The organism is Geothrix alkalitolerans, assembly GCF_022808885.1.
In the GTDB taxonomy this organism is placed as follows: domain Bacteria; phylum Acidobacteriota; class Holophagae; order Holophagales; family Holophagaceae; genus Geothrix; species Geothrix alkalitolerans.
Genome location: NZ_JAKZLE010000002.1, coordinates 401,268 through 414,256 on the forward strand (window position 1 = coordinate 401,268; position 12,989 = coordinate 414,256).

A 12,989-nucleotide genomic window follows, 5' to 3' on the forward strand; every position below is an offset into this window, starting at 1 on the left:
TCCGCAGGCGAGTAAGGTAACGGGAATATGAAATAATCGGTGCATGGAAATACCCTCACGACACAAGGTATCACACAAGAAGGGGCCCCGCAGGGCCCCTTCTTGTGTTCGTCCACCTAGTCGGCAGATGTCCTACTTCGCGTCCACGGCGGGGATGCGCATGCCGTAGAAGGAGCGCCACACGAACACGGCCGAGATCATGAAGAAGATCAGGGCGGCGACGTGGGCCGTGGCGGGGTTGAGGGTGATGGCCAGTTCCACGGCCAGGAGGCCGAAGAGGGTCGTGAACTTGATGACCGGGTTCATGGCCACCGAGGAGGTGTCCTTGAAGGGATCGCCCACGGTGTCACCCACGACGCAGGCGTCGTGGAGCTCGGTCCCCTTGGCCTTCAGTTCGGTTTCCACCAGCTTCTTCGCGTTGTCCCAGGCGCCGCCGGCGTTGGCCATGAAGATGGCCTGGTAGAGGCCGAAGACGGCGATGGAGATCAGGTAGCCGATGAAGAAGTAGTGGTTCACGCAGGCGAAGGCCAGCGTGGAGAAGAACACGGCCAGGAAGATGTTGAACATGCCCTTCTGGGCGTACTGGGTGCAGATCTCCACGACCTTCTTGGAGTCCTCCACCGAGGCCTTCTCGGCGCCGGCATCCAGGTTGATGTTCTGCTTGATGAATTCCACCGCGCGGTAGGCGCCCGTGGCCACGGCCTGGCAGGCCGCGCCAGAGAACCAGAAGATCACCGCGCCGCCGGTGATGAGGCCCAGCAGGAAGAGTGGGTTCAGCAGGGACAAACCCTCCTGGACCGCCATCTGGCCCGGCAGGTTCGGCAGGACGGAGCCGTACTTCGCGGACAGCACCTGGATGATCGAGAAGATCAGGGTGGTGGCGCCCACCACGGCAGTGCCGATGAGCACAGGCTTGGCAGTGGCCTTGAACGTGTTGCCGGCGCCATCGTTCTCCTCGAGGTACATCTTGGCTTCCTCGAAGTCGGGCTTGAAGCCGAAGTCCTTCTGGATCTCCGCCTCGATGCCAGGAAGCGTCTCGATGGTGGAGAGCTCATAGACGGACTGGGCGTTGTCGGTCACGGGGCCGTAGGAATCCACGGCGATGGTCACGGGGCCCATGCCCAGGAAGCCGAAAGCCACGAGGCCGAAGGCGAAGATGGCGGGGGCGGCCATGAAGGCGCCCAGGCCGAAGGTGGACACGTAGTAGGCCGCGCCCATGAGGACGACGATCGTGAGGCCCATCCAGTAGGCGGAGAAATAGCCCGCCACCAAGCCACTGATGATGTTGAGCGAGGCGCCGCCTTCCTTGGAGGCCGTGACGACCTCCCTCACGTGGCCGGAATTGGTGGAGGTGAAGACCTTCACGAGCTCGGGAATCAGCGCACCGGCCAGGGTGCCGCAGGTGATGATCGTGGAAAGCTTCCACCACATGCCCCCACCGAGAATGCCGTCTGGAAGATGGCTGATCAGCAGGAAGGACAGGACATAGGTCATGACGATCGACAGGATCGAGGTGAGCCAGACAAGGGAAGTCAGCGGGTGCTCGAAGTTGAACTTCTTGGACTCGCCATACGTGGCCTTGGCAATGATGCCGTTGATCCAGTAGGAGACGGCGGAAGTCACGATCATGCCCACGCGCATGACGAAGATCCACACCAGCAGTGCCACCTGGATGGCCTGGTAGTTGGGTCCGGCGGTGGTGGGGTTGACGGCGAGCAGGATGAAGGTGATGAGCGCGACGCCGGTGACGCCGTAGGTCTCGAAGCCATCCGCCGTGGGGCCGACGGAATCACCCGCGTTGTCACCGGTGCAGTCGGCGATGACGCCGGGGTTGCGCGCGTCGTCTTCCTTGATCTTGAAGACGATCTTCATGAGGTCGGAGCCGATGTCGGCGATCTTGGTGAAGATGCCGCCCGCGATGCGGAGAGCGGCGGCGCCCAGGGACTCGCCGATGGCGAAGCCGATGAAGCACGGGCCGGCGGCATCACCGGGGATGAAGAGCAGGATGGCCAGCATGAGGACCAGCTCCACCGAGATGAGCAGCATGCCGATGGACATGCCGGCCTTGAGCGGAATGGCCATGGTGGGGAAGGGCTTGCCGCCCAGGCTGGCGAAGGCTGTGCGGGAGTTGGCGAAGGTGTTGATGCGGATGCCAAACCAGGCCACCGCCACCGAGCCGAGGATGCCGACGATCGAGAACAGGAGGACCACGATCACCTGCGGCCAGCTCATGGCCGGGTGGGCCAGGAACCGGAAGTAGGCGACCATGATCACCGCGATGAAGGACCAGAGGATCGCGATGAACTTGATCTGGGTCATCAGGTAGGTCTTGCAGGTCTCATAGATCAGCTCGGAGATCTCGAGCATGGACTTGTGGACCGGGAGGTTGCGGATCTGGGAGTACTGCACCAGGCCGAACCCGATGCCGAGCAGGCAGATGAAGAGGCCGATGAGCAGCAGGTTGTGGCCCGTCATGCCCATGAAGCTGCCCTGCAGCGCGGGGATCTTCAGTTCCGCCTCACCGCCCGCGAAAGCCGGGGTGGAAAGCAGAAGGGCGAAGAGCGCCGTCATCCCCCCCTTGAAAAGTCTGGTCGAGGCCAGAGAGTCAAGGAGACGTTTCATCGTCGCCATGGTTGTTCCTCCAGATGGGTTAAGGAGAGGGAGAATGGAAAGCTGAATCGGCTGGAAGCAGGACGGACATGGTGGCCTGTGCGGAAGCTGCACGAGCCCCACGCGGGGGCGATCCACCAAAGATCGTGTCTAGATCGGGCTTGATTTTAGCGGACGGCGGATTGCAAACGCAAGACTTCAGGCCGCCCTCCAAACCAAGGTCCCATCAGGGTGGGACTGGACGATGCCCATTGTCACAGCTTGCCTTGCTCCAGCATTAGCACTTGGGAATCGAGGATCGTCCGAAGATAATCGGGTCAGATATGGCCTCGCCATTGAAAGAGGGCCCCGCCGCCAGACGCGGGCGCTCCGACCCACCTCCCCGTTTTTCAAAGGAGTCACCCTATGTCCGTTGCTGAACAGAGCATCGCGGGCGCGGAAGCACGCGGCCACGGCTTCCTGGCCTCGTCGGTCGGCCGCAAGGTCGTCATGGCGGCCACCGGCGTCATCCTCTTCGGGTTCGTCACGGTCCACATGCTGGGCAACCTGACGTCCTACATGGGTGCCGAGGCGATGAACCACTACGCCGAGTTCCTGCACACCATGATCCACGGCATGGGCATCTGGGTGTTCCGCGCCGTGCTGCTCACCGCGGTCGGTCTCCACATCTGGGCCGCCACGACCCTCACGCTGGACAACATGGCCGCCCGTCCCGTCGGCTACCGGAACCAGAAGAACATCGCTTCCACCTGGGCTTCCCGCACCATGCGCTGGAGCGGCGTCATCCTTGCCGTGTTCATCGTCTACCACCTCCTGCACCTCACCACCGGCACCGTCCATCCAAACTTCGACCACGCGAACCCCTACGCCAACTTCGTGAACGGCTTCAAAGTTCCCGCCGCGGCCGCCTTCTACATCGTGGCCCAGCTCTGCCTGGGCCTGCACATGTGGCACGGCGTGTGGAGCTGCACCCAGAGCTTCGGCCTGGCCCATCCCCGCTACGACAGCCTGCGGCGCACCTTCGCCACCGGCCTGACTGTCCTCGTGGTGGGCGTGAATATCTCCTATCCCATCGCCGTCCTGACCGGCTTCATCCACTGATCCCAGGGAGCGCTCCATGGAACTCAATTCCCGAATCCCAGACGGCCCCATCGACAAGAAATGGGAAAAGCACAAGTTTGACCTCAAGCTCGTGAACCCGGCCAACAAGCGCAAGTACAAGGTGCTCGTGGTGGGCTCCGGCCTGGCCGGCGGCGCCGCCGCGGCCTCCCTGGCCGAGCTCGGCTATGAGGTCGAGTGCTTCTGCTATCAGGACAGCCCCCGCCGCGCCCACTCCATCGCGGCCCAAGGCGGCATCAACGCCGCCAAGAACTACCAGAATGACGGCGACAGCGTGTACCGCCTGTTCTATGACACGGTGAAGGGCGGCGACTTCCGCGCCCGCGAGGCCAACGTGCATCGCCTGGCCGAGGTCAGCAACAACATCATCGACCAGTGCGTGGCCCAGGGCGTCCCCTTCGCCCGGGAATACGGCGGCCTGCTGGACAACCGCTCCTTCGGCGGCGCCCAGGTGAGCCGTACCTTCTACGCCCGCGGGCAGACCGGCCAGCAGCTGCTCATCGGCGCCTACCAGGCCCTGGAGCGGCAGATCGGGCTGGGCAAGGTGAAGATGTTCTCCCGCCACGAAATGCTGGAAGTGATCGTGGTGGACGGCGTGGCCAAGGGCATCGTTGTGCGCGACATGGTGACCGGCGAGGTCACCTCCCACGTCGCGGATGCGGTCTGCCTCGCGACAGGCGGCTACGGCAACGTGTTCTACCTGTCCACCAACGCCAAGGGCTGCAACGGCACGGCCGTCTGGCGCGCCTACAAGAAGGGGGCCGCCTTCGCGAACCCCTGCTTCACCCAGATCCATCCCACCTGCATCCCCGTGACCGGCGACCATCAGAGCAAGCTCACGCTCATGTCCGAGTCGCTGCGCAACGACGGCCGCATCTGGGTGCCCAAGCGCAAGGAGGACTGCGGCAAGCCCGCCTCCCAGATCCCCGAGGAGGACCGCGACTACTACCTGGAGCGCAAGTACCCCTCCTTCGGCAACCTCGCTCCCCGCGACGTCTCCAGCCGCGCCGCCAAGCAGGTCTGCGACGAGGGCCGCGGTGTCGGTCCCACCCGCCTGGGCGTCTACCTGGACTTCAGCGATGCCATCAAGCGCCTGGGCGCCGCCAAGATCGAAGAGAAGTACGGCAACCTCTTCGAGATGTATGAGCGCATCACGGACGAGAACCCCTACCAGACGCCCATGCGCATCTTCCCGGCCAGCCACTACACCATGGGCGGCCTGTGGGTGGACTACAACCTCATGAGCACCATTCCCGGCCTCTTCGTGCTGGGCGAGGCCAACTTCTCGGACCACGGCGCGAACCGCCTGGGCGCCTCGGCGCTCATGCAGGGCCTGGCGGACGGCTACTTCGTGATCCCCTACACCATCGGCGGCTACCTGGCCGGCATCAAGCCCGGCACCCGCATCAAGGCCGACGATCCCGCCGTGAAGGCCGCGGAGCAGGCGGTCACCGATCGCACGGACAAGCTCATGTCCATCGGCGGGAAGGAGACCCCGACCCACTTCCACCGCGAACTGGGCAAGGTCATGTGGGAGATGTGCGGCATGGGCCGCAATGAGGCCGGGCTCAAGAAGGCCCTGGAACTCATTCCGCAGATCCGCGAGGAGTTCTGGAAGAACCTCCGCATTCCCGGAACCGGGAACGACGTGAACCAGTCCCTCGAAGCCGCCGGCCGCGTGGCCGACTTCCTGGAGATCGGCGAGCTGATGTGCCTGGACGCCCTCGAGCGCCGCGAGTCCTGTGGCGGCCACTTCCGCGAGGAGTGGCAGACCGAGGAAGGGGAGGCCCTCCGCGACGACGAGAACTTCGCCCATGTGGCCGCCTGGGAGTACAAGGGCGAAGGACAGGCTCCGGTGCGTCACACCGAGCAGCTCACCTTCGAGAACGTCCACCTCGCGACCCGCAGCTACAAGTGAGGACCTGAGCCATGACCAAGAACCTCAATCTCACCCTCCACGTGTGGCGGCAAAAGAATGCCAAGTGCGACGGCAAGTTCGTCGAATACCCCGCCGCGGACATCAGCCCCGACATGTCCTTCCTGGAAATGCTCGACGTCGTGAACGAAGGCCTCATCCGCAAGGGTGAGGAACCCATCACCTTCGACCACGACTGCCGCGAGGGCATTTGTGGCACCTGCAGCATGGTGATCAACGGGCGCCCCCACGGCCCCCGCGAGCGCACCACCACCTGCCAGCTGCACATGCGCAGCTTCAAGGACGGGGACAGCATCACCCTCGAGCCCTGGCGCGCCGAAGCCTTCCCGGTCATCAAGGACCTGATGGTCGACCGCGGCGCCTTCGACCGCATCATCGCGGCCGGCGGCTTCATCAGCGTGCCCACCGGCTCGCCCCAGGACGCCAACGCCCTGCCCATCCCCAAGCAGAGCGCCGACCTCTCCATGGATGCCGCCGCCTGCATCGGTTGCGGCGCCTGCGTGGCCGCCTGCCCCAACGCCAGCGCCATGCTCTTCGTCTCGGCGAAGATCAGTCACCTGGGCCACCTGCCCCAGGGCCAGCCCGAGCGCCACCTCCGCGTCCGCGACATGATCGCCCAGATGGACGCCGAGGAGTTCGGCACCTGCACCAACCACGGCGAGTGCGAAGCCGCCTGCCCCAAGGGCATCAAGATGGAGAACATCGCGCGCATGAACCGCGACTTCATCAAGGCCAGCCTCACCTACCGTCCCGCCACCGCGGGCGGCGGCGTGGGCTGAACCCGCACGGACCCCAGGAAAAGCGCCCGGCCCAGCCGGGCGCTTTTTTAATGCCCCGGTTCTGGCCTACTTCTCCACCTTGTCGTCCGTCAGGTCCTCCTTGACGGAGTCCTCAGCTCACGCCTGGCCTTCTTGAACGCCTGGATGCCCTTCCCGAGGCTCTTCCCCAGCTCGGGGAGCCTTGATGGCCCGAAGAAGATCAGCAGCGCGACGCCGATCAGCAGGATTTCCCTTGGCCCAAGGTTTCCCCTGGCGTCCTCCAGCGATCCTTGGATGTTTCAAATGTCGGTTCTGGCACCCGCGGGGAAATACCCAGGGCCGGGCCCGAGGCCTACTCCATCAGCGGTTCCACGTGATAGGGGATGGAGATCACGATGGTCTTGGGCTTCAGGAGCAGGGTGCCCTTGATCCGCCAGGCCGTCTGGTTGTGCAGCAGGTTCGCCCACCAGTGCCCGGTGACGAATTCGGGCAGGATGACTGTGGTGGTGTACTCCGGCTCCACCTGCCGCATGCGGTCCAGCTCGTTCACGATGGGCTCGACGATCTTCCGGTAGGGGCTGCGGATGGACCGGAGGGGAATTCCCTCGCAATACCGCGGCCAGTCTGAGCGAAGCTTCTCAAGGGCTGCGCTGTCCCGGCCGTGCTCGTCGGGAAAGTCGATGGTCAGGGCCTCCACCTCCCCATGTCCGGCGATGACCTTCGCGTAGTTCAGGGCCTGCACCACGCCGGCGTGGATCCCGGAGACCAGCACGACTACACGGTTGCGGCGGGGCCCGAGGAAGTCCACCCGGCTGGCCGCGAGGATGGATTTGACCCGGATGTAGTGCCGGTGGATGTTGAAGAAGGTCACGACCATCAGCGGCACGAGCACGATGACGATCCAGGCGCCGTGGGCGAACCGGGTGATGGCGATGACCAGCATGACGACAGACGTGGTGGCCGCCCCCAGCCCGTTGACCAGCGCCTTCGCCTGCCAGCCCTTCCCTTTCAGGCGGAACCACCGAAGCACCATACCCGTCTGGCTGATGGTGAACCCCAGGAACACGCCCACGGCGTACAGCGGCAGCAGGTGGTCCTCCTTCGCCCCGAAGAGCAGGACCAGGAACCCCGCCGCCAGGGACAGGATGAAGATCCCGTTGGAGAAGACCAGGCGGTCCCCTTGGCTCGTGAACTGGCGGGGGAGGAATCCGTCGCGGGCATGGAGCGCCGCCAGCCGGGGGAAATCCGCGTAGGCCGTGTTGGCCGCCAGAGCCAGGATGGCCATGGTGAAGCCCGTGGTGGCGAGGTACACGAGCTTCGGGAGTCCATGCTCCGCACCGCCCAGGATGAGCCGGGTGAGCTGGGACAGCAGGGTTTCCGGGGCATCCGGGTGGTAGGTCAGGCCGTAGTGGTTCGTCAGGTAGGTGATCCCCAGGAACATCGTCCCGAGGAGCGCCACCATGCCGGTCATGGTCTTCGACGCATTGCGCGACACTGGATCCTTGAAGGCCGTGACGCCATTGCTGATGGCCTCCACGCCGGTCAGGGCGGTGCAGCCCGCGCTGTAGGCCCGGGCCAGCAGCCACACCGCCGCCAGCCGGGAGGTGCCTTCCAGGTGGGTGGTCGCGACGTGGGCGGTGGCCACGTCGTGACCCATGGCCACGTTCCAGAAGCCCTTGGCCAGCAGGCCCACGATGCAGACCACGAAGCCGTAGGTCGGCAGCGAGAAGACAAGGCCGCTCTCCTTCACGCCCCGCAGGTTCATGAGCGCGATGAAGGCGATGATGCCCTCGGCGAGGAAGATGCGATGGGGTTCCAGCCCCGGGAAGGCCGAGACGATGGCCGAGACGCCGGCCGAAACGGACACGGCCACGGTCAGGATGTAGTCGATCAGTAGCGAGGCGCCGGCTGTCTGGGCGGCGACCTCGCCCAGGTTGTCCTTGGCCACCAGGTAGGCGCCGCCGCCGCTGGGGTAGGCATGAATCGTCTGCCGGTAACTCACATTGAGGACCAGCAGCAGAGCCACGATGCCGAGGGCCACCCACCAGGACCAGCCCAACACACCGGCCCCAAACACGGCCACGGCCGCCGTGAGGGGCGCCATGATCTCCTGGGTGCCATAGGCCACGGACGATAGCGCGTCCGAGCTGAACACCGCCAGGGCGATGGGATTGCTGATCCGGGTCTCGTGGCTTTCCTCGTTGGCCAGACGCCGGCCCAGGAGAAGGGTTCTGTAATTGGGCATGACCGGGGTTCCTGGGATGGCGGGTCCAGACAGGATGACGATGAGACCGACCCGGTCCGCCTGCTCCGGGGTCTGGCCAACCGACAAGAATGGCCAGGAACGGCGTTAAGAATGCGTTAGGAATCCAGCCTGGAACGCCTGCCCCGACGACACCTCGATCGGTCCGCCTCAACTCCTAACAGCGTCTTAACGGGGCTCGAACCATGCTGTCAGACCGGGTGCCCCCCCACGGACCAGGCCGCCCGCAGGAGTCTCTGTGCACCTCGTGATGCCATGGTTCTTCCCATTCGCCGCGTTGGCAGCCTGGCTGGGCCTCCGGGCCGCGCGCGCACTCTGGAGCGAGGGGGAGGGCGGACGCGCCAGCGGCTGGTGGATGCTGATCCTGATGCTTCTTCCCTTCTTCTTCTGGTTGATCGCCCAGATCCAACCCCGGGAAGGAATGCTCCGATGAACCTCACTCTCCTGCTGGCCTCTCTCCTGGCCCTGGGCCTTCTGGGCTACCTCACCTTCGCTCTGCTGAAGCCGGAGACGTTCCAATGAGCCATGCCTGGTCCCAGAATCTGCTTTACCTGGCCTTGCTCCTGAGCCTGGCCTATCCCCTGGGAACCCACATGGCCAGGGTCCTGGAGGGTGGGCGAACCTTCCTTCACCCGATCCTATGGCCCCTCGAACGAGGCCTCTATCGCCTGATGGGCACCCACGAAGACGAGGACATGGGTTGGAAAGCCTATGCCTGGTCCATCACCCTCATCAAGCTTCTCGGCCTGGCGGCTGTGTTCCTCCTGATGAGGACCCAGGCGACCCTGCCTCTCAATCCTGAGCATCAGGGCAATGTGGCGACAGGCCTTTCCTTGAACACGGCCGTGAGCTTCATCACCAACACCAACTGGCAGGCCTACGGCGGTGAAGCGACGCTGAGCTACCTCACCCAAATGCTGGGCCTGACAGTCCAGAACTTCCTCTCGGCCGCCACCGGCATCGCGGTGCTGGCGGCGCTGGTCCGGGGCATCACTCGCCGCAGCGCCACGGGCCTCGGGAATGCCTGGGTGGATCTGGTGCGCAGCACCCTCTACATCCTCCTGCCCCTGTCCTTCGTTCTGGCTCTCTTCCTCGTCTCCCAGGGCGTCATCCAGAACCTGTCGGCCTACCTCCACACGGCAGGGGGGCAGGTGCTCGCCATGGGGCCCGCGGCCTCCCAGGTCGCGATCAAGATGATCGGTACCAACGGAGGCGGGTTCTTCGGTGCCAACGCCGCCCATCCTTTCGAGAACAGCTCGCCGCTCTCGAATTTCGTCCAGATGCTGAGCATCCTCCTCATCCCCGCGGCCCTCTGCGTGACCTTCGGGCACATGGTGAAGGATCGCCGCCAGGGCTGGGCGTTGCTGGCGGCCATGACCGTGATGTTCGTCGGGGCCCTGGCCGTCTGCACGCAGGCCGAGGTGAAGGGCAACCCCGCCCTGGACGGCCTGGGGATGACCCAGGTGGCTAGCCTCGATCAGCCGGGCGGGAACATGGAGGGCAAGGAGCTGCGGTTCGGGCCCGGCGGATCTGCCCTGTGGGCCACTGCGACAACGGCAGCCTCCAACGGCTCCGTGAACGCCACGCATGACTCCTTCACACCCCTGGGAGGCCTGGTCCCCCTGTGGCTCATGCAGCTGGGCGAGGTGGTCTTCGGCGGCGTCGGATCGGGGCTCTACGGCATGCTCATGTTCGCCCTGGTCGCCGTATTCGTCGGCGGCCTCATGGTGGGCCGAACCCCCGAATACCTGGGCAAGAAGGTGGAGGCCTTCGAGATGAAGATGGCCTCCATCGCCATCCTCCTGCCTTGCGCCGCCGTGCTGATCGGGACGGCCATCTCTGTGCTCGTTCCGGCGGCCGTGGCCTCCGTGAGCAATCCCGGACCCCACGGCTTCAGCCAGATCCTCTACGCCTGGAGCAGCGCCTCCAACAACAACGGCAGTGCCTTCGCCGGACTCAACGCCAACACGCCCTTCTACAACAACGGTCTGGCCATCGCCATGCTCCTGGGCCGCTTCGGCGTGATCTGGCCCGTGCTGGCCCTCGCCGGCTCCCTGGTGAAGAAGAAGCACACACCTGAGGGCCTGGGCACCCTGCCCACCCACACCCCGCTCTTCGTCGGCGTGCTCATCGGGGTGGTGCTCCTGGTGGGTGCCCTCACCTTCATTCCTGCCCTGGCCCTGGGGCCGGTTGCCGAACACCTGACCCTGAGGAGCATCCGATGACCTCCCACTCACGGCAGGACAGGCCCCTCTTCGAACCCGCCATCACGCGGCGCGCCGTGCTGGATGCCTTCCGGAAGCTGAGCCCCCTCCACCAGCTCCGCAACCCCGTGATGTTCACGGTGTGGATCTGCAGTGCCTTCGCCACGGGCCTCTGGATCCAGGCCCTGACGGGCCGCGGAGAGGGACGCCCCGGCTTCATCCTGGCCATCTCCCTCTGGCTCTGGTTCACCCTCCTCTTCGCGAATTTCGCCGAAGCCATGGCGGAGGGTCGGGGCAAGGCCCAGGCGGATTCCCTGCGCCGGTCCAAGCGGGACGTGAAGGCCAGGCGCCTGCTCGGGTCCGACAGGACGGGGCCGCACGAGGTGGTCGATGCGCCGGCCCTGCGCGTCAACGATCTCGTGCTCGTGGAAGCGGGCGAGACCATCCCCGGTGATGGAGAAGCCATCGAAGGCGTGGCTTCGGTTAATGAAAGCGCCATCACAGGCGAGAGCGCCCCGGTCATCCGGGAGAGCGGCGGCGATCGCTCCGCCGTCACCGGGGGAACCCTCGTGCTCTCCGACTGGCTGGTGATCCGCATCTCGTCGGACCCAGGCGAGAGTTTCCTGGACCGCATGATCGCCATGGTGGAGGGCGCCAAGCGCCAGAAGACGCCCAACGAGATCGCCCTCGACATCCTCCTGGCTGGGCTCACCCTCATCTTCCTGCTGGCCACCGCCACCCTGATGCCCTACTCCGTCTTCTCCACCAAGGCCGCCGGACAGGGGCATCCCGTGACGCTGACCGTGCTGGTCTCGCTGCTCGTCTGCCTCATTCCCACCACCATCGGCGGCCTGCTCAGCGCCATCGGCATCGCGGGCATGGACCGCATGATCCAGGCCAATGTCATCGCCACGTCCGGGCGGGCCGTAGAGGCTGCGGGCGATGTGGATGTGCTGTTGCTGGACAAGACCGGCACCATCACCCTGGGCAACCGGCAGGCCGTGGCCTTCCTGCCCGCCGATGGCGTGGACCTGAAGCGGCTGGCGGATGCGGCCCAGCTCTCCTCGCTGGCCGATGAGACCCCGGAAGGGCGCAGCATCGTGGTGCTGGCCAAGGAACAGCACGGCCTCCGCGAGCGGGACCTCCACGCCCTGGACGCCCATTTCGTGCCCTTCACCGCACAAACCCGCATGAGTGGCGTAAACCTCGGCACGCGCCAGATCCGCAAGGGTGCCGCCTCGGCCATCGAGGCCTACGTCCAGACCCATGGCGGGTCGTTTCCGGACGACCTGCGTCGCACCGTCGACCAGATCTCCATGGCCGGCGGCACGCCGCTCGTGGTGGCCGAAGGATCGCATGCCTTGGGCGTCATCCAGCTCAAGGACATCGTGAAGGGCGGCATCAAGGAGCGCTTTGCGGAACTGCGGGACATGGGCATCAAGACGGTGATGATCACCGGCGACAACCCCCTCACCGCCGCCGCCATCGCCGCGGAGGCAGGGGTGGACGATTTCCTCGCCCAGGCCACACCGGAGGCGAAGCTGAAGCTCATCCGCGAATACCAGGCCGCTGGGCGGCTGGTGGCCATGACCGGGGATGGCACCAACGACGCCCCGGCCCTGGCTCAGGCCGATGTGGCCGTGGCCATGAACAGCGGCACCCAGGCCGCGAAAGAGGCCGGGAACATGGTGGATCTGGACTCCAATCCCACCAAGCTCATCGAGATCGTGGAGATCGGCAAGCAGATGCTCATGACCCGCGGTTCGCTGGCCACCTTCAGCATCGCCAACGACGTGGCCAAGTACTTCGCCATCCTGCCTGCGGCCTTCGTGGCCACCTACCCTGCCCTGGGCGCACTCAACGTCATGCGGCTCCACAGCCCCGAGAGCGCCATCCTCTCGGCGGTGATCTTCAACGCCCTCATCATCGTGGCGCTCATCCCCCTGGCGCTTCGCGGCGTGACGTACCGACCCGTGGGCGCGGCCCAGCTGCTGCAGCGGAACCTTCTGCTCTACGGGGCCGGCGGCCTGGTGGTGCCCTTCATCGGCATCAAGGCCATCGACTGGCTGCTGGTCGCCCTTCACCTCGCTGCGTAGGAG

General features: G+C 65.3%; 9 protein-coding genes. 6 read left to right on the plus strand and 3 right to left on the minus strand.

The window, feature by feature from the left end:
- Positions 1-132: 132 nt before the first annotated feature.
- On the minus strand, positions 133-2,571 hold the full coding sequence (locus MLJ35_RS05875; protein ID WP_243383543.1) for a sodium-translocating pyrophosphatase: 2,439 nt from the start codon (positions 2,569-2,571) through the stop codon (positions 133-135).
- 444 nt (positions 2,572-3,015) lie between these two features.
- Here MLJ35_RS05875 and MLJ35_RS05880 point away from each other — a divergent pair, with 444 nt between their 5' ends.
- The 3 genes from MLJ35_RS05880 to MLJ35_RS05890 are packed head-to-tail and all read left to right on the plus strand — an operon-like array spanning position 3,016 to position 6,444.
- Positions 3,016-3,711 (plus strand): succinate dehydrogenase cytochrome b subunit, encoded by a 696-nt coding sequence (locus MLJ35_RS05880; protein ID WP_243383544.1) that lies wholly within the window; start codon positions 3,016-3,018, stop codon positions 3,709-3,711.
- A 16-nt stretch (positions 3,712-3,727) separates the two neighbouring features.
- Positions 3,728-5,647, plus strand: coding sequence for a fumarate reductase/succinate dehydrogenase flavoprotein subunit (locus tag MLJ35_RS05885; protein ID WP_243383545.1), 1,920 nt, complete (start codon positions 3,728-3,730; stop codon positions 5,645-5,647).
- 11 nt (positions 5,648-5,658) lie between these two features.
- Positions 5,659-6,444: a succinate dehydrogenase/fumarate reductase iron-sulfur subunit gene (locus MLJ35_RS05890; protein ID WP_243383546.1), complete on the plus strand. Its 786-nt coding sequence runs from the start codon at positions 5,659-5,661 to the stop codon at positions 6,442-6,444.
- Between the two features lie 89 nt (positions 6,445-6,533).
- On the opposite strand, the gene MLJ35_RS05895 is transcribed toward MLJ35_RS05890, so the two are convergent.
- Complete coding sequence (locus MLJ35_RS05895) at positions 6,534-6,719, minus strand: Sec-independent protein translocase subunit TatA/TatB (RefSeq protein ID WP_420843027.1); 186 nt, start codon at positions 6,717-6,719, stop codon at positions 6,534-6,536.
- A gap of 56 nt (positions 6,720-6,775) precedes the next feature.
- Positions 6,776-8,668: an APC family permease gene (locus MLJ35_RS05900; RefSeq protein WP_243383547.1), complete on the minus strand. Its 1,893-nt coding sequence runs from the start codon at positions 8,666-8,668 to the stop codon at positions 6,776-6,778.
- 447 nt (positions 8,669-9,115) lie between these two features.
- Here MLJ35_RS05900 and kdpF point away from each other — a divergent pair, with 447 nt between their 5' ends.
- Genes kdpF through kdpB form a run of 3 tightly spaced genes read left to right on the plus strand, consistent with a single transcriptional unit; the run spans position 9,116 to position 12,986 of the window.
- Positions 9,116-9,208 carry a K(+)-transporting ATPase subunit F gene (gene kdpF, locus MLJ35_RS05905; protein WP_243293527.1) on the plus strand — a complete coding sequence of 31 codons (93 nt, stop codon included), beginning with the start codon at positions 9,116-9,118 and terminating at the stop codon, positions 9,206-9,208.
- Positions 9,205-10,911 carry a potassium-transporting ATPase subunit KdpA gene (gene kdpA / locus MLJ35_RS05910; protein ID WP_243383548.1) on the plus strand — a complete coding sequence of 569 codons (1,707 nt, stop codon included), beginning with the start codon at positions 9,205-9,207 and terminating at the stop codon, positions 10,909-10,911. The genes kdpF and kdpA overlap by 4 nt, the downstream gene beginning before the upstream one ends.
- Positions 10,908-12,986, plus strand: a complete 2,079-nt coding sequence (kdpB, locus tag MLJ35_RS05915) for a potassium-transporting ATPase subunit KdpB (RefSeq protein ID WP_243383549.1) — start codon at positions 10,908-10,910, stop codon at positions 12,984-12,986. Before kdpA ends, kdpB begins: the two co-directional genes overlap by 4 nt.
- The last annotated feature ends 3 nt before the right edge of the window (positions 12,987-12,989 follow it).

What these genes read in the sequence shown, in the direction of transcription:
- MLJ35_RS05900 (WP_243383547.1), bottom strand. Translation starts at nt 8,668, where the DNA reads ATGCCCAATTACAGAACCCTTCTCCTGGGCCGGCGTCTGGCCAACGAG.
- MLJ35_RS05890 (WP_243383546.1), top strand. Translation starts at nt 5,659, where the DNA reads ATGACCAAGAACCTCAATCTCACCCTCCACGTGTGGCGGCAAAAGAAT.
- kdpF (WP_243293527.1), top strand. Translation starts at nt 9,116, where the DNA reads ATGAACCTCACTCTCCTGCTGGCCTCTCTCCTGGCCCTGGGCCTTCTG.
- MLJ35_RS05885 (WP_243383545.1), top strand. Translation starts at nt 3,728, where the DNA reads ATGGAACTCAATTCCCGAATCCCAGACGGCCCCATCGACAAGAAATGG.
- MLJ35_RS05875 (WP_243383543.1), bottom strand. Translation starts at nt 2,571, where the DNA reads ATGACGGCGCTCTTCGCCCTTCTGCTTTCCACCCCGGCTTTCGCGGGC.
- kdpA (WP_243383548.1), top strand. Translation starts at nt 9,205, where the DNA reads ATGAGCCATGCCTGGTCCCAGAATCTGCTTTACCTGGCCTTGCTCCTG.
- MLJ35_RS05880 (WP_243383544.1), top strand. Translation starts at nt 3,016, where the DNA reads ATGTCCGTTGCTGAACAGAGCATCGCGGGCGCGGAAGCACGCGGCCAC.
- kdpB (WP_243383549.1), top strand. Translation starts at nt 10,908, where the DNA reads ATGACCTCCCACTCACGGCAGGACAGGCCCCTCTTCGAACCCGCCATC.